At 66.3% G+C, this 16,164-nt stretch carries 15 protein-coding genes; 6 read left to right on the top strand and 9 right to left on the bottom strand.

Features of this window, described 5'->3' with window-relative positions:
• Positions 1-23: 23 nt before the first annotated feature.
• The 3 genes from AUL32_RS21195 to repA all read right to left on the bottom strand — a co-directional run bounded on the left by AUL32_RS21195 (position 24) and on the right by repA (position 6,027).
• Positions 24-1,337 carry a GGDEF domain-containing protein gene (locus AUL32_RS21195; RefSeq protein ID WP_062119624.1) on the bottom strand — a complete coding sequence of 438 codons (1,314 nt, stop codon included), beginning with the start codon at positions 1,335-1,337 and terminating at the stop codon, positions 24-26.
• Positions 1,338-3,691: 2,354 nt separating this feature from the next.
• Positions 3,692-4,819: a plasmid partitioning protein RepB gene (repB, locus tag AUL32_RS21190; RefSeq protein WP_062119621.1), complete on the bottom strand. Its 1,128-nt coding sequence runs from the start codon at positions 4,817-4,819 to the stop codon at positions 3,692-3,694.
• Positions 4,816-6,027: a plasmid partitioning protein RepA gene (repA, locus tag AUL32_RS21185; protein WP_061978714.1), complete on the bottom strand. Its 1,212-nt coding sequence runs from the start codon at positions 6,025-6,027 to the stop codon at positions 4,816-4,818. Before repA ends, repB begins: the two co-directional genes overlap by 4 nt.
• A gap of 308 nt (positions 6,028-6,335) precedes the next feature.
• Here repA and AUL32_RS21180 point away from each other — a divergent pair, with 308 nt between their 5' ends.
• Positions 6,336-6,572: a ribbon-helix-helix protein, CopG family gene (locus AUL32_RS21180; RefSeq protein ID WP_082640038.1), complete on the top strand. Its 237-nt coding sequence runs from the start codon at positions 6,336-6,338 to the stop codon at positions 6,570-6,572.
• Positions 6,573-6,757: 185 nt separating this feature from the next.
• Entirely contained in the window at positions 6,758-7,609 is an 852-nt protein-coding gene (locus tag AUL32_RS21175; protein WP_244498009.1) for a helix-turn-helix domain-containing protein, read from the top strand.
• Positions 7,610-7,722: 113 nt separating this feature from the next.
• Here the strand turns inward: AUL32_RS21175 and AUL32_RS21170 are convergent, their stop codons facing one another.
• The gene (locus AUL32_RS21170) at positions 7,723-8,025 is read right to left on the bottom strand and encodes a DUF1294 domain-containing protein (protein WP_062119614.1); all 303 of its coding nucleotides are present in this window, start codon (positions 8,023-8,025) and stop codon (positions 7,723-7,725) included.
• A gap of 132 nt (positions 8,026-8,157) precedes the next feature.
• On the opposite strand from AUL32_RS21170, the gene AUL32_RS21165 reads away from it, so the two are divergent.
• The 3 genes from AUL32_RS21165 to AUL32_RS21155 all read left to right on the top strand — a co-directional run bounded on the left by AUL32_RS21165 (position 8,158) and on the right by AUL32_RS21155 (position 9,289).
• Positions 8,158-8,454, top strand: a complete 297-nt coding sequence (locus AUL32_RS21165) for a type II toxin-antitoxin system HigB family toxin (protein WP_062119613.1) — start codon at positions 8,158-8,160, stop codon at positions 8,452-8,454.
• Positions 8,454-8,867 (top strand): helix-turn-helix domain-containing protein, encoded by a 414-nt coding sequence (locus AUL32_RS21160; RefSeq protein WP_062119612.1) that lies wholly within the window; start codon positions 8,454-8,456, stop codon positions 8,865-8,867. Before AUL32_RS21165 ends, AUL32_RS21160 begins: the two co-directional genes overlap by 1 nt.
• 74 nt (positions 8,868-8,941) lie before the next feature.
• The gene (locus AUL32_RS21155) at positions 8,942-9,289 is read left to right on the top strand and encodes a hypothetical protein (protein ID WP_062119611.1); all 348 of its coding nucleotides are present in this window, start codon (positions 8,942-8,944) and stop codon (positions 9,287-9,289) included.
• A gap of 46 nt (positions 9,290-9,335) precedes the next feature.
• On the opposite strand, the gene AUL32_RS21150 is transcribed toward AUL32_RS21155, so the two are convergent.
• Positions 9,336-9,926, bottom strand: a complete 591-nt coding sequence (locus AUL32_RS21150; protein WP_062119610.1) for a TetR/AcrR family transcriptional regulator — start codon at positions 9,924-9,926, stop codon at positions 9,336-9,338.
• A 75-nt stretch (positions 9,927-10,001) separates the two neighbouring features.
• Between AUL32_RS21150 and bdcA the strand changes: the two genes are divergently transcribed.
• Complete coding sequence (gene bdcA, locus AUL32_RS21145; RefSeq protein WP_062119609.1) at positions 10,002-10,715, top strand: SDR family oxidoreductase; 714 nt, start codon at positions 10,002-10,004, stop codon at positions 10,713-10,715.
• A 168-nt stretch (positions 10,716-10,883) separates the two neighbouring features.
• Here the strand turns inward: bdcA and AUL32_RS21140 are convergent, their stop codons facing one another.
• The 4 genes from AUL32_RS21140 to AUL32_RS25705 all read right to left on the bottom strand — a co-directional run.
• Positions 10,884-14,075, bottom strand: a complete 3,192-nt coding sequence (locus AUL32_RS21140) for an efflux RND transporter permease subunit (RefSeq protein WP_062119606.1) — start codon at positions 14,073-14,075, stop codon at positions 10,884-10,886.
• An 84-nt stretch (positions 14,076-14,159) separates the two neighbouring features.
• Positions 14,160-15,341: an efflux RND transporter periplasmic adaptor subunit gene (locus tag AUL32_RS21135; protein ID WP_374700975.1), complete on the bottom strand. Its 1,182-nt coding sequence runs from the start codon at positions 15,339-15,341 to the stop codon at positions 14,160-14,162.
• 175 nt (positions 15,342-15,516) lie between these two features.
• Positions 15,517-15,735 (bottom strand): hypothetical protein, encoded by a 219-nt coding sequence (locus AUL32_RS21130; RefSeq protein WP_062119600.1) that lies wholly within the window; start codon positions 15,733-15,735, stop codon positions 15,517-15,519.
• Positions 15,736-15,962: 227 nt separating this feature from the next.
• The coding region (locus AUL32_RS25705) for a hypothetical protein (RefSeq protein ID WP_374700971.1) at positions 15,963-16,164 on the bottom strand (202 nt) is incomplete at its 5' end.

The raw sequence follows: 16,164 nt of genomic DNA, 5'->3' as shown, positions 1-16,164 counted from the left end.
GCGCCGGCCCTTGAGCGGAAGGGTCAGGCCGCGTCATGCTTGAGAGAAGAGGCCGCCACGGCGACGATCCGGTTTCGCCCGGCGTTCTTGGCCTCGTAGAGAGCAAGGTCGGCGTCACGCATCAGGCTTTCCTGGTGGTGCCCCCTCCCCTCACCGAGACTTGCCGTCACGAGGCCGACGCTCAGCGTGACCCGGTCGGCGACACGCGAGCCGGGGTTCGACAGGTTCATCCGGTCGAGATCCCGCATCAGGCTCTCGACCGCGCGCGTGGCCGCTTCCGCCCCCGCGCCGGGCAGGAGAGCCAGGAACTCCTCGCCGCCGATCCGCCCGCAGACGGCGCCGCTCGTTCGGGCGAAGTCCGAAAACAGCGAGCCGACCGATCGCAGCGCCTCGTCGCCGGAGGCATGGCCCAGCGTGTCGTTGAGCTTCTTGAAGTCGTCGATGTCGATCATGGCGACCGACAGCACCGTGCCCGAGCGCGCTTCCCCGATCAGCCGGGCGAATTCGTCGGTTATGGCCTTGCGGTTGCGCAGGCCGGTCAGCGCGTCGGTATGCGCCATTTCTCTCATCAACCGCTTGCTGTGCGCCTCTCTCAGCCTCGACAGGGTCGCCCGGATCTGCCGGCGGTTGATCTGATATCGCGCCCAGATGACGACGACGCTGATCGCGCTGCAATAGAGCGTGAACAGGAAGCCCGACGCGCCGTCCACGGCGGGGTTGATGGACTGGCTGACGACGAAGCAGACGTTGAGGACGAATGTGACCAGGGCCATCCAGGGCGTGGTCAACGGCAGGAGAACGAGACCGGTGGTCATGCCGAAGAAGCCGACGAGAACGAAGCGTTCGAAGTTCGGGCCGCCGACCCGGTGCCCTGTCATGATGGCCGCGATCATCACCACGAAGGCGAACAGGGAGGCGGACGCGTTCTGCATCCACTCCAACCGGGGATGGCGCCAGGCCCGCAGCGCCAAGGCCAGCGCCAACGTGGTCAGAACCCCATGCCCGGCGACGATGGCCGTGACGGCATAAGGGGCGAGACTGTAGTCGAACGGGATCGACAGCCACATGATCACGGTCACGCACCAGAAGAGATGTGTGGCATCCTGGCGGTTGTCCCGCCAGGCGACCAATCGGCAGATCGCGGCGAGCGGCGCCGACAGCCTGGAGATCCTCCCGCCTTCCTGGCTTTTTCGCTCGAACTCGCTCCAGAGCCCTTCGGCCGCGATGCGCCGAAGCGCGGCCTCGACGCTCAAGCCGTTCGCGAGTTCTTTGCGATCGACAGCCGAATCCTCGGCCTGCGAAGTCGTGATCAAGGACGAGCCGGCAGCAGCTGACATCGATGCGCATAACTCCTGACGATTTCCACTTCAGGTAGCCGAGCGAGCTTAATATTTCGGTCACAGCTAACCTGTGTCCCGTCCCACTCAGACGCTCGCCATTCGCCGGGCGAGGCCCTCCGGTGGGACCGAACGGGTTCAGAAGACCTTGCGTCTCGAAGCGATCGATCTCCACCAATCGGTCCACCGCATCCCGCGTGCCGGCGAGCGAGATACTGCGGTCGATGCGCAGAGCATGAAGCATGTCCCCTCGCCGGACCTGCTGGGCTTCCGACACCTTCGGCTCCAAAAGCCAGCCGGCTTGAGAGGGCAGCGGCTCAGGCCATGGAAAAGTTCTGCGTATCCAGTCCGCGTGCGAAAGGCAGGAGTATACAGATGACGAACGCGAAAGAAGCCGAGGCAATGCTCTGGGTCGATATTGAGCATAGGACACCGAAGTGGCTGAGCCAGGGTTGCCGACTCAGACTTGAAGGCTCATGCGTCGCGCCGAACCAACGGCACCGTTCAATTGCACCGCACTTTATCAATTGAAATAGGCCTCCGGCGTTTTAATATAACCCGACCACGCCAATCGGTTATTTCCCGAGAATGGCTGATTTTTATTCTCAATAACAAAAGTATTTACTGGTTTTTACATATTTATTATTGGAAGGGCCGAACTGCTTTTCACACCTCAACGAGCGCCTGACGACCTTATGTCACCGAAGTAGCTCAGCAACCTGCCTCTCGTCTGACTATAGCCAAGAGCCTCATTCGAACACGTTTGCCCTGACGCGCTTTGCAAGGCAGGCACTTCGCCCACGAGACGAGATCACACGTGACCGACAGCGTCAGCGTCAGCATGCTGCACTGGAGTCTACGACGATTGGTCGAGTTCGATCCCGACATCTGCCAACTGGAAATCGATCACCCCGGATTGTGAGCCGTACAAGCTGGAGACATCGAGGCATTCCGAAAGTCGGCAGCGGCAACAGCTGATGCAAGTAGGTCCTTAACGGACAGACCGAAGCGAAGATACGACCAGTGAACTTCAAAACGCATGTCCTCTCAAATCAGCGCGAACCATCTCGCTTGGAGCGAAGAGGACTCTACCGCTTCGGCAGAGGTGGGGATCACCCACACGCCGAGGGTTAGACAATGGGATAGTGATGCAAGTTGGAGCGCAGACGCGGAGTTCGACAGACTCAGCAGATTCTGCAGGCTCGGATCGAAGTCTCACATTTGCGGCGCGAACCAAGCCCCCACTGCCCTGCCCACCGGCTTACTCGAATATCATGCTGAATTCTGGTAGCGCGCTTCCACATCTCGCTGGCGATCCTGCCGGATACGACGAAGACGCATCCGACCCCTTTCCACCAACGAATGGCCCGGGTGTATCTGGCCTTTCGCGGGGTGGCGGATCAGCCATGGTGGGACAGCACTTCGCTCGACCAAACCGACGCACCATCGCAGCCGCCCTACCCCCCGAAAGATCATAGCTCAACCTCCCCCAGCATCGCTCGAACTCTCAGGAAGACACTTCTACGTCGCAGAGATAAACTGCACCTGCGCCAGATCATAGGCGAAGCCGCATCGAGCCTTCCACGAGATAGTCTCTCGAGCCACCCGCCCGAGCATGGGCGGAGAGCTGGCGTGCAGCGCCCTTTAGGTTTCCCAAAGAGTATAACTTTATTGCCTAACCTCAGGCCCTAGACTGGACTTGGACGATTGGAGGAGATGCGACTTGCGCCATTGGCAGCGACTGCGGATCATGTCTTTCATGTCGGGTCCGGTGGCCGACAATCACCGTTGAAGAACATGGGCAGGCAGTGGCCAGGAAAAGGAGAAGTGCGATCAGGCGCTGGAGCACTCTCAGAACAGACGTGGCCACTCTCTTTCATGCGCGCGACATATGCCGAAAATCAAACGCAGTAGTTCATCATCGCCGATAGAAAAGCCGACAATGCTCCAAACCTCGGCTTCGCCGTAGAAATATGGCGGTGGTGCCGCCCCAATCTTGGAGTTTGGAAGTAAGGCACCGCCGGCCGTACTAGAACATATGAGTGATGTGCCAGTCGCAACATCGGAGCAGGCCGTGAACTCTACGACTTCCAGACCGGCAACCACATTCGAGCAGCGCGATCGCCTCGAAAGATGCCCGGAGCGCCTCAGATATTTTCCGGCTATGTGACCCGGCATCGGCACCCAACTGGCACTGTCGCCAACTGAACCCAGCTCCGCATAAGGCTGGTCCGCTTCGGGGGTCTTGGGACTGGTCCACGCTTCCAACGAAACCAGCTCTTAGCGCAAGACTTCAACGGACCTACTGGCTCAGGCCAGACCAAAACCTTGGCAGCTGCCAAGGTTCTACCGTTTCAGCGATCGCCGCGCCGCGTCTGCCAAGCCTCGAACCGACGGGTGAGATCGGGCAGCTCGTCGCGCAGGAAGCGGTCCCAGTCGTCGGCCATCGCCTTTTCAGCGGTCAGCTGAAAATTGCCTCGGCCGAACTGCGCCCTGGCAAGGAGCCGGCCTTTCGCGTCGCGCAGATCGACAGACTTGTCAGGAGTCGCATCTGCGTCGCGGAGCAGCGTGAGCGCCGTCTGGAGACGGCCGTCGGAGGTGGAAACCTTGGCAGCTGCCAAGGTTTCGGGAAGTCGGGCGAGACGAGCAGGGCGCTCGGCCGCCAGTTTGGCAAGTTCCACCCAGCGCGGGCGCCCGGCCTTGGGCGCGCGGCCGATCAGGCGAATGGTCTCGGGCGGCAGGGCGCGCAGCACCGCGCGGAAGCGTGCAAGTTCCGGGTCGTCGATGCCGAGTGCGGCGCGGATATCGCGTGCCTTTAGCCCCGCCGTGTCCAGGGTTGCGGCGAAGCTCGCGCGCTCGATCCAGGTCAAATCCTGCCGTTCGGCATTCTCGATGCCTTGAGAGACCGCGACCTCGGCGTCGGTCTTTTCCACCACGATGGCGCGCAGCGGACGGCCGAGATCGGAAGCGGCGCGCCAGCGGCGGTGTCCATAGACGAGCTGGAAGCGGCCGGGCTCGCTCGGATGCGGGCGGACTTCGGCCGGGACCTTCTGCCCCTCCTCGGCAAAGCGCGCACGAAAGCGGACGAAGTCGGCCTCGTCGTCCTCGGGCATGCGATCCTGGAAAGGCGAGGGGTTGATCAGGGCGGTGTCGATCTCGCGCGCGCCCCCCGCCTCGACCAGCGCCTGAAGCCGATCGCGCTCCTCCCGCAGTTCGGCGATGGAGCGCTGCGTTGCGCCGATCACCGAAGCGCCGACGCGCTGGGCAAGACCACTAACGGGAGGCGTCGTGGGGGCGGGCGGGGAGGGCGGTGAAGCCGTCGCGACGGCAGGCGCGGGAGCAGATGGCGCTGGCCCCTGAACCGATTCCCCGCGCTCGTCGCCGGCAGTCCCGATCGCGGGCGCTGTGACCTCGGGCGATTTCGGCTCCGTGCCGAAGGAGGCGAAATTGGCGATGATGGATTTGCGCGGTGGCTTGGTCATGCCCGGCCCCAGGACTGCGTGATGAGTTCGAGAATGCGCTGATTGACGGCGTCCATGGATTCCCGCGCGCGTTTCACCGTGCTCGCGCCGATATTGCCGGGCTCCAGTTCGTAGAGCGTACGTTTGGCAAGGCCAGCCGTCTCGATTGCCGCGCTCTCCACGGCGGTCGGCAACAGCACGTCCTCGCCGAACAGGCTGCGCAGCATGGCGACGACATGAACCTGCGACTGGTCGTTGGGATCGTGACGGGTGATGAGATAGCGCAGGAAATTCTGGCTGAGACTGGCGCCGGCATCGCGCACCACGCCGATGAGATCGCCCATCATCAGAAGGAACTGGCTCATGGACATGACGTCCAGCATGGCGGGGTGAACGGTGACGAGCAGGCCGGTCGAGGCGTAGATGGCGCCGAGGGTCAGGAAGCCGAGGGAAGGCGGGGTGTCGAGAAGCACGATGTCGTAATCGTTTTCGACCTCGCCGATTGCAAGTCGCAGCCGCTCGAAAAAGACGGTCTGCGCGGCGCCCGCGCCACCCGATAGCGACCGCGGTGTCTCGTGCTCGTATTCCATCACTTCGATATTGCCGGGCACAAGGTCGATGCCGGTAAAGTAAGTCGGCCGAATGATCTCGCGCATGGGCCGACGCGCCTCGTCGTAGCGCAGCGTGGCGTAGATCGTCTCGTTGTGGCCGACATCCATCTCCGGCTGAAAGCCGAACATGGCCGAGAGCGAGGCCTGCGGATCGAGATCGATCGCCAGCACGCGGTAACCGGCCAGCGCGAGATAATGAGCGAGATGGGCGCTGGTGGTCGTCTTGGCGCTGCCGCCCTTGAAATTGGCGATCGAGAGGATCTGGATCGCCTCGCCCTCGCGACGGCGCGGCTGAAAGCGCAGGGCCTCCGCCGGCTTCTGCTGGGCGAAGAGTTCGCGAAGCTCGTTCACCTGCGAAAGCGTATAAGCGCGGTGATTGTTCTCAAGCCGGGCCGGGGTCGGCCCCTTGCCCTCGATCGACAGGGTGCGCAGCGTCGATTCCGGGATCGAGGTCAGTTTCGACACTTCATGCGTCATGAAGAACCGGAGGCTCTTGCGCGCATCGGGCGGATACATCTGCTGGCGCCGGGCCTGCAGCTCGGCGGAGAGAATCGCCCCATGCCGGACAACCTTGTCGGCGGGATCTTCGTCGAGAATCGGGACGGCAGGCACGGTCATGGGCGGTAAAAGGTCCTTCTGACGGATCGTACCCAGTTTTTATAGCATAAGCCGTCGAGACGTAAGGTCCGGACAGGCTGGGAAAGACGCGCCGCGCCAGCTTGGCGACAGGTTGTTTTTTATCAACGGGTTAACGAGATTTTCGCCCCGTTTTGCGGCGCCGTTCGCGTCCGGTTTCTCCACTTTTTCTCCCCGATTTATGCCCCGATGGACGATTGGGGCCATCGTGCGGCCGGTCCCGAGGGGTGGCGTTCACCTTTCGTGTCACGTAACCCTTCCTAGTAACCCGAGTCTGCCGAGTCTGTCCGATGTCCCGAAGAAGCACCACAGAGGCCGTTGCCGCGATCCGCGCGCGTCGTCGCGCGTTGGGTCTTCGGTCCACCGAGACCGTTCTCCACGAGAGCGAGATCGCCGCGCTGGACGAGGCGAAAGAGCGCTTGGGCGTGCCCTCGCGCTCCGACGTGATCCGCGTCCTCATCGCCAAGGTGGATCTGGACGAACTGACCCGGGCCGACGCCGAACTCGTGAAGAGCGAGGCCGTCTGATGCCGAACCTTATCCTCAACAGGGAGACGCCATAGGCAAAGAAAAAGGCCCCGAAGCGGGAGCCGCCGGAGCCTTCATCTGTGATGCGTGGTTGCTCGCAGGTTTAGCCTCCTTCGCCTTCATCGTCAAATGAAAATGCGGCTTCCCGCCACGGCCTCGCTTTGCCTCGCGCAAGGAGAGAGACCATGCCTGAGGAACATTCCCGCACGCCTATGAGCGTGCCCGTGCCTGCGCGCGCCTCGACAAGAGGGCCGAGCGCCGGAACGATACTGCTTGACCTCGTGGAAGGGGAGGGGGAGGGGCTGCATCCCGACTTCCTGGCCCGCGCCGCGATCTGGCGCGACCAGGCGGCGGGCCTCCTGTCGCTCACCGAGGCGCGCCTGCGCTCGGCCGCCATCGGGCGCAAGCCGGCGGGTGAGGCCGCGCGCGCGCCTCGCTCCAGAGCGCCGCGCCAAGCCTCTGCCCCGCGTCCGCGCCACAGCCGCCCCGCGCCGCAGGAGAGCCGTCAGTACGCGCAGCCCATGGCCACCACCGCCGCGCGCGACGACCGGCTGACGCCGCACGCCAAGGCCTTTCTCCAGGTCCTTCGCGCGCGCTGTGGCAAGACGCGCGAAACCACCATCACCAAAGGCACGGCGGGCAACATCATGTCGCGCTCGCCCCGCACCATCCGCCGCTATCTCGTGGACCTCGTGCGCTTCGGCTATATCGATCTCAAGATCCGCTGCAACGCGCGCGGCCTCCATCTCGGCCTCACCGTCACGCTCACCGAACGCGTCCTACCGTTCTTCGAGGAGGCGAGGGGTCTGGCGCGCTGGCTGGCGGAAACGCCCAAGGCCCTGTTCCAGCCTTTCGGCGGGATGATCGACCCATCGCGCACGGCATCGAGGGTTTCGGGGGTGACAGTCCTGTCATGCAGAAACCAATCCCAAATCAATCTCTCTGACCTCTCCAGCAAAATCGCAGGACTGGCAGGTTTGGCGAGGGATGAAACGCTCTTGAGAAGAACAATGGGAGAGGCTGCGCCAAGAAACTAAGACGAAGTACGCTTCGATCGATCGGAAAACTGGACGGGACGCAGCTTATGCTGGCGAGCCTGCGGGAAAGCTATGTCTGGAATTTGCTAGAAAGGACAAGCGGCCGAACCCAGTCATGCCGAGCCAAGACGCAAGGCCAGCGCCAGAGCGACCAAGACCAACAAGTGAAACGCGAGGATAGCGAGAAGCCGGCTGCGGAACGGCTCCTTGCGGGTCTTATGGCGCAGGACCTGCTGCGCGACGAGTGCGCCGAGGCTGCCGCCGATGAGCGCGAGGCGAAGAAGCGTGGCTTCGGGGATGCGGCGCCGGCTGGCTCGCGCCTTGGCCTTGTCGAGCGCGATGGCCGCGAAGGCGAGAAGATTGATCGCTGCGAGATAAAGAGCGATCGCGGCACCGAGAGACGATAGGTCTGGCATTTTCGTCTGAAGTCTCCGCCGGTTCGCCTGCGTTTCAGAACCGTGCCTTACCTCATCCCCGTGGCACCGTCGTGGGGCTGCTTGCACTCCAACGCTCTTGTTCCCAAATCGGGAACAGGCTAGGGTGCCGCCATGCAAATCCTGTCGAAGCGAACATTGCGGCAGTTCTGGGAGGTTCACCCCCAAGCCGAGTCCCCGCTTCGCACCTGGCATGCGCTGGTGGAAAAGGCGGAGTGGGCGACGCCCAACGACATCAAGTCCCAGTTCGGGGCCAATGTCGATTTCGTCGGAGACAACAGGGTGATCTTCGACATCGGCGGCAACAAGTTCCGCCTGATCGTTCATGTCTCCTACACGTTCCGCCGCGTGCTGGTGAAGTTCGTGGGAACCCATGCCGAGTACGACCGCATCAACCCGGAGACCGTCTGATGGACATTCGCCCGATCCGCACCGAAGCCGATTACGACTGGGCCTTGGCTGAGGTGGAGCGCTATTTCCTCGACGAGCCCGCGCCCGGCAGCGAGGCGGCCGACCGCTTCGACGTTCTGTCCGCCCTGATCGAAGCCTACGAGGCCAAGGTCTGGCCGATCGAGGCGCCGGACGCGGTGGAGGCGGTGAAATCGGTGATGGCGGACCGGCGCATCCCGCGCGAGAGGCTGACCGCCGTGTTCGGCTCGAAGTCGCGCGTCTCGGAGTTCCTGAGCCGCAAGCGGGGCCTGACGCTGGCCGCCGCCCACCGCCTCCATGACGAGCTCCAGATTCCCGCCGCCGTCCTGATCCGCCCCTACGCGATCGCCCCCCGGCCTGGCTCTCCTCGGCGCCGCGAGAAGGCGGAGGGCTGAGGCCGACATCATTCGACCAGACCGGAGCACCAAAGCCCGATCCGAGGCAAACGTGTCGCGAGGGGTGGGCATTCATGGCTGGGAACGGATGGGGAGGGTGGCTCCTCCGGGCGGCTCTACTTTACGCCGGGTTCTCAGGGGCGTTTGGCGACGCCGCGAGGGCGCAAGGCGCGTCTTCGCCCGAGGCGAAATCCTTCATCGTCACCTGCGACTGCAAGACGCCGGCGCAGAGAGAGCGCATTGCGGCGGAGGTGCGCAAGCGCGGCGGCAAGGTGCTCTATATCTACAGCGAGATTCACGGGCTCGCCGTCGCGGCGCCCAGGCGAGGCAGCGCGAAGCGTTTCGCGGCCTCGATCGAGCATATTCGCGGCGTGATCGCCGTACAGCCCGACGGCGTGAGCCAGACCTCCACCGTGAACTGACGACGCCCCGGCACCGCGCCGACACGCCGCGATAGAAGACGGCGGATCAGTCGCCCAACGCGCGCTCGAAAACCGTGCCGGCGAGTGAGGCCGTGGCGAGCAGGCGGTCGAGCCCGTGGCCCTCGCGCGCCAGGGTGGAGAGGCCGATCATCACCGTGACGACATAGTCGGCCAAGGGCGCGGCGAGGTCGGGCCGGGTGCCGGAGATGAAGCCGCGGAGCGTTTCGGCGGCACCCTGCGTCAAGACACGCGCGGCGGCGCGCGCGTCGGGGTCGTCGCAGCGGGCGCCCTCGATGGCGAGGCAGCCGGCAGCGCATGGGTCCGCCGCGTAGCGCCGGGCGGCTTCCTCCAGGACGGCAGCGAGCGCTTCGGCCACGGGTCGGCCGGGCCGCAGGATCGCGCCGAGCGGCACGCCTTGCGTCGCGGTGTAGCGCTCCAGGCTGCGGGCGAAGAGCCCCGCCTTGCTGCCGAAGGCGGCATAGAAGCTCGGCGGGTTGATGCCCAGCGCCTGCGTCAGATCGGCGACGCTCACCGCGTCGTAGCCGCGCGCGTGGAACAGACGCTGGGCCGAGGCGACGCTGGCCTCGGGATCGAAGCGGCGGGGGCGTCCGCGCGCGCGCGGCTTTTCTGTAATCATCGCTACAATAATCCTTGACGGGGTTCCGCCTTCCTTTATGTAGCGACCGATACGTTAATCTGGAGGGGCAAGTCCATGACCAATTTCGAGGGACAATCCGTGCTCGTGCTCGGCGGCAGCCGGGGGATCGGCGCCGCGATCGTCCGGCGCTTGCGCGCTGACGGCGCGAAGGTGACCTTCACCTATGCCGGTTCGCGCGAGGCGGCGGAGCGGCTGGCGGGCGAAACCGGCGCGACGGCGGTGATGACCGACAGCGCGGACCGGGACGCGGTGATCGCGCGGGTGCGCGAAAGCGGGCCGCTCGACGTTCTGGTGGTGAATGCCGGCGTCGGCGCCTTCGGCGATCCGCTGGAGCAGGACCCGGACGAGGTGGACCGGCTGATCCGCATCAACGTCACCGCGCCCTACCACGCTTCGGTGGAGGCGGCGCGGCGGATGCCGGAGGGCGGGCGCATCGTGGTGATCGGCTCGGTGAACGGGGACCGGATTCCGTTTCCGGGTCTGTCCGCCTACGCGATGAGTAAATCGGCCCTGCAGGGCATGGCGCGGGGCCTCGCGCGCGATTTCGGGCCGCGCGGCATCACGGTCAATGTCGTGCAGCCCGGCCCGATCGACACCGACATGAACCCCGCCGACGGCCCCATGAAGGACGTCATGCATGGCGTCATGGCGCTGAAGCGCCACGGGCGGCCGGAGGACGTGGCGGGACTGGTCGCGTGGTTGGCCGGGCCCGAAGCCAGTTTCGTCACCGGCGCCATGCACACGATCGACGGCGGTTTCGGCGCCTGATCCAAACGTAAAAAGGCCGGGGTCGCCGAGGCCCCGGCCTGAACGCATCGGCCGCCCGCCTTGCTGAAAGGCGGGCGGCCTGCTTTTCGAAACGCGGTTTCGGATCGGGAAAGGGGAGGGGCCACCGCCCCTCCGCGACAAGCGCCAGCCCCTTACTCCGCTAGCCCCTTATTCCGCAGGCACCTCCTGAGCCGACACTGCGCCCCGCGCCGCCTCGCCCGCCCGCGCCTTTCGCCCGGCGAGGGAGCGGACGAGGACATAGAAGAGCGGCGTCAGGAACAGGCCGAACAGCGTGACGCCGATCATGCCGGAGAACACCGCGACGCCCATGGCCGAGCGCATCTCCGCGCCCGCCCCGGTGGAAAGCACCAGCGGCAGGACGCCCATGACGAAGGCGAGCGAGGTCATCAGGATCGGCCGCAGCCGCAGGCGCGCCGCCTCCACCGCCGCCTCGCGCGGGGTGCGGCCCTCGGCCTCCAGTTCGCGCGCGAACTCGACGATGAGGATGGCGTTCTTGGCCGAGAGGCCGACCAGCACGATCAGGCCGATCTGGGTGAAGATGTTGTTGTCGCCCCCCGTCAGCCAGATTCCCGCGAGCGCCGAGAACAAGCCCGCCGGCACGATCAGAAGGATCGCGACGGGCAGCGTCAGGCTCTCGTATTGCGCCGCCAGCACCAGGAACACGAGAAGGATCGCCAGCGGGAAGATCACCACGCCCGAATTGCCGGCGATGATCTCCTGATAGGTGAGTTCCGTCCATTCGAAGCTGAAGCCGGGCGGCAGCGTCTCGGCCGCGATCCGCTCCACCGCCTCGCGCGCCTGGCCCGAGGAGAAGCCGGGCGCGGCGTTGCCGTTGACGTCGGCGGACAGGAAGCCGTTGTAGCGCAGCGCCCGCTCCGGCCCTGCGACCGTATCGACGGTGAGAAGCGCCGAAAGCGGGATCATCTGCCCCGAATTGGAGCGAACCTTCAGATTGCCGATGTCTTCCGGCCGGGCGCGATAGGGCGCGTCGGCCTGGACGCGCACGGAGTAGGTGCGGCCGAACTGGTTGAAATCGTTGACATAGAGCGAGCCGAGATAGATCTGCAACGTGTTGAAGATCTCGGTGATCGGCACGCCGAGCTGGCGCGCCCGCGCGCGGTCGACATCGGTGAAGAGCTGGGGCACGTCGATGCCATAGCCGGTGAACATGCCGGTCAGCTCCGGCGTCTGGTAGGCTTTCGCGAGGAACCCCTTCACCACCTCGTCCAGCGCCTTGTAGCCGCCGCCCGCCCGGTCCTCGATCTGCAGCTTGAAGCCGCCGATCGTGCCGAGGCCCTGCACCGGGGGCGGGGGGAAGATGGCGGTGAAGGCCTCCTCGATCCCGCCGAAGGCCCCGTTCAGCCGCTGCGCGATGGCGCCGGCGGAGAGGCTGGGGTCGGTGCGCTCCTCGAACGGGTCGAGCGTCAGAAACACGACGCCGGCATTGGAGGAGTTGGTGAAGCCGTTGATCGACAGGCCGGGAAAGGCGATCGTGCTTTCCACGCCCGGCGTCTTCAGCGCGATCTCGCCCATGCGCCGCACCACGGCGTCGGTCCGATCCAGCGAGGCGCCGTCGGGAAGCTGGGCGAAGCCGACGAGATACTGCTTGTCCTGCGCCGGCACGAAGCCGCCGGGAACCGAGCGGAAGAGCACCGCCGTCAGCGCGACCAGAAGGACATAGAAGCCGAGCGTCAGCCCCTTGCGGGTGATGACGCGGCCGAGCCCCGAGCCGTAGCGCCGCGACGAGGCGCCGAAGAAGCGGTTGAAGCCCCGGAAGAGCCAGCCGAGCGAGGCGTCGAGAATGCGCGTCAGTCGGTCCTTCGGCGCGTCGTGGCCGCGCAGGAGAAGGGCGGCCAGAGCGGGCGAGAGGGTGAGCGAGTTGAAGGCCGAGATCACGGTGGAGATCGCGAGCGTCAGCGCGAACTGGCGGTAGAACTGCCCCGTCAACCCCGAGATGAAGGCGAGCGGCACGAACACGGCGACCAGCACCAGGGCGATGGCGACGATCGGCCCCGACACCTCGCGCATGGCCTGATAGGTCGCCTCGCGGGGGTTGAGACCCTTCTCGATGTTGCGCTCGACATTTTCCACCACGACGATCGCGTCGTCCACCACGATGCCGATGGCGAGCACGAGGCCGAACAGGCTGAGCGCGTTGATCGAGAAGCCGAGGAAATGCATCACCGCGAACGTGCCGACGATGGAAACGGGCACGGCCAGAAGCGGGATGATGGACGCGCGCCAGGTCTGGAGGAAGACCACGACGACGATCACCACCAGCACCACGGCTTCGAGCAGCGTGTGGACCACGGCGTCGATCGAGGCGCGCACGAACTGCGTGGTGTCGTAGACGATCTCGTAGTCGACGCCCTCCGGCATCGTCTGCTTGATCTCCTCCATGACGGCGCGCACCTCGTCGGCGATCGCGATGGCGTTGGAACCGGGCGCCTGGAACACGGGGATCGCGACGGCCGCCTCGTTCGACAGGAGCGAGCGCAGCGCATATTCCGAGGCGCCGAGCTCGACGCGGCCGATGTCGCGGATGCGCGTGATCGCGCCGGTCTCGGCGTCGGTTCGCACGATGATGTCGGCAAACTCGTCCACGTCCTTGAGGCGCCCCTGCGCGTTGACGGAGAGTTGGAACTCCACGCCCGGCACGCTCGGCGAAGCGCCGATGACGCCGGCGGCGGCCTGGACGTTCTGCTCGCGGATGGCGGAGACGACATCGCCCGCCGAAAGCGCGCGCGCGGCGGTCTTCTCAGGGTCGAGCCAGATGCGCATGGAATAGTCGCCCGAGCCGAAGAGCTGGACCTGCCCCATCCCGTCGATGCGCGCCAGCCGGTCGCGCACGTTCAAAAGCGCGTAGTTCCGGAGATAAGTCAGGTCGTAGCGCCCGCCCGGCGAGGTGAGGTGCACCACCAGCATCAGGTCGGGCGAGGACTTCACCACCGAAACGCCGAGGCGGCGCACCTCCTCGGGCAGGCGCGGCTCGGCCTGCGCGACGCGGTTCTGCACCAGCTGCTGCGCCTGATCGGGGTCGGTGCCGATGCGGAAGGTGACGGTCAGCTGCATCGTGCCGTCGGTGGTCGCCTGGCTCGACATGTAGAGCATGCCTTCGACGCCGTTGATCTGCTCCTCCAGCGGCGTCGCCACCGTTTCGGCGATCACCGCCGGGTTGGCGCCGGGATAGGCCGCGCGCACCACGACGGAGGGGGGCACGACTTCCGGGTATTCCGAGATCGGCAGCGCGAAGATCGACAGGAGGCCGCCCAGAAAGATCAGGACGGAGAGAACGCCCGCGAAGACGGGGCGATCCACGAAGAACCGGGAAATGGTCATCGGAGCGGACTTTCGGGAAAGAAAAAAGAGACGGGCCGCGCGGCGGAGCGAGAGGGAGGGGGAGGGCGCTCCGCCGCCGGCGCGTCAGCGCGCGCTGGCTTGCCTGTCGAGGCCGCGTCCGGTCTCCATGGAGACCATCTGCGGGGCGACGCGCGCGCCGGGGCGAAGGCGCTGGAGACCGTTGACCACCACGCGCTCGTCGGCGGAGAGGCCGCTTTCCACGACGCGCATGTCGCCGGAGGCGGGGCCGAGATGGACTTCGCGGTACTGCACGGTGTCCTTGTCGTCGACCACCAGGACATAGCGCTTGTCCTGATCGGTGCCGACCGCGCGCTCGGACACGAGAAGGGCGGTGCCCGCATCGGGCTGGCCGAGGCGCAGCCGCGCGAACTGGCCGGGCATCAGCGTCCCGTCCGGGTTGGGGAAGGCGACGCGCAGGCCCACCGTCCCGTTGGCCGGGTCGACGCTGGGGTCCACGAACTGGACGCGGCCTTCCACGCTTTCGCGATCGGCGAGGTCGAGCCGGGCGGGAATGCGGGTGATCTCGGCCATGCCGCCCGCCGCGCGCACGAGGCGCTGCACGGTTTCCTCGTCGGCATCGAACGCGGCGTAGATCGGGTCCACCGACACCATGCGGGCGAGCACGGGCGAGGTCGCCCCGGCCGAGACGAGATTGCCGCCCGTCACCTCCAGCCGCCCGATGCGGCCCGAAACCGGCGCGCGGATTTCGGTATAGGAGAGATCGAGTTCGGCGCTGCGCAGCGCGGCCTCCGCGGAGGCGAGCCCGGCCTGCGCTTCCGCCGCCGCCTGGACGCGGCGGTCGAATTCCGAGGCGGCGATCGTGCGGTTTCCCTGAAGCTGCGAGCCGCGATCGCGCTCGCCGATCGCGAAGGCGAGGCGCGCCTCGGCCGCCTGCCGGTCGGACAGGGCGCGCTCCATGGTGGCGCGATAGGGGGCGGGGTCGATGGTGACGAGCAGCGCGCCCTTTTCCACCAGCGCGCCCTCATGGAAATGGGCGGCCTCGATGGCGCCCGCGACGCGCGAGCGGATCTCGACGCGCTCGACGGCTTCGAGACGCCCGGAATGGCGCGACCAGAGGTCCACCGGCCGCCGCTCGACGCGGGCGACGGATGCGGGAATGGCGGGGGGAGTTGCGGGCGGCTGGGCCTCGGCGGTTTCCGCGCCGGTCGCGGGCCTCGGTTCCTGAGTCAGGACGCCGAGGCCGAGAAAGGAGACGGCGAGGGCGGCGGCCGCCGTGCTGGCCATGAAGGCGGCGACCCTGTTGAGGAGGATGGGGAGCTTCGACACGGGAGGACTTCCTTCGGGACGGCGGGGAGGGGGCATTGCCCGCGCACCCTGCGAGGCGAGTTGGCTTCGCCGGGTGCGTGGGGCCGGGAACACGGGAGGACCCCTCCGGCCAGCGGGCGTTGAGGGGCAGGCGCTAGAGAAGCAGGCTGTTGACCTCGCCCTCGGGGATTGGCCGGCGCGCGGGTGCGCGGCGGTGCGGCGCGGGCAGCATGTCCTTCGCCTCGGCCGGAGCGGAAAGGCGGGTGAACCAGCCGCGAAGCCGGGCGGCGAGAGTGCCGGGAAGCGAGCGGGTGGGCGTGGAGGTTTCGGGCGCGGCGTTGCGGAGCGAGGGGCGCTGAGAGATCAGGGACATGACGGGTTCCTCGTCTGGCGTTGCGTCGAAGGGACTTTAAGTTTTGAGCGGGGCGCTCGGCGGCAGGGCTGGCCGGATCGCCGTGTGGGGATGGGCCGCGAAGGCCGAGCCATGCCGTCTGCACCGCTCGGGTCTTCGCGTCTCGTCCCCCGCCAGCCTTCGCCGAAGAGCTTGTCAGGGGCTCCGGGGCGGCTCGCCCGCTTTCACGTCGCGGGCGAGCCTCGATGTCAGAAGCTGTCCGAGCCCGGAACGAGGGTGCCGGTCAGCGTGGAGGACGGGGCCGCCACCGGCTGCGGGGCGGCCTTTGCTTCCGTGCGCTCGGTGAGCGGGCGGGCGGCGGGATAGGTGTAGACGGCCTCGATCCGCTCGTGCGTCGTGACGGTCGGCGCGATCACCGACCAGTCGGCGGCGGACTGGCGGTCGCGCGCC

This window comes from Aureimonas sp. AU40, from assembly GCF_001463785.1.
GTDB lineage: Bacteria > Pseudomonadota > Alphaproteobacteria > Rhizobiales > Rhizobiaceae > Aureimonas.
Note: the sequence above shows the minus strand (reverse complement) of the source record. Positions and strands in the feature narration are given on the sequence as shown.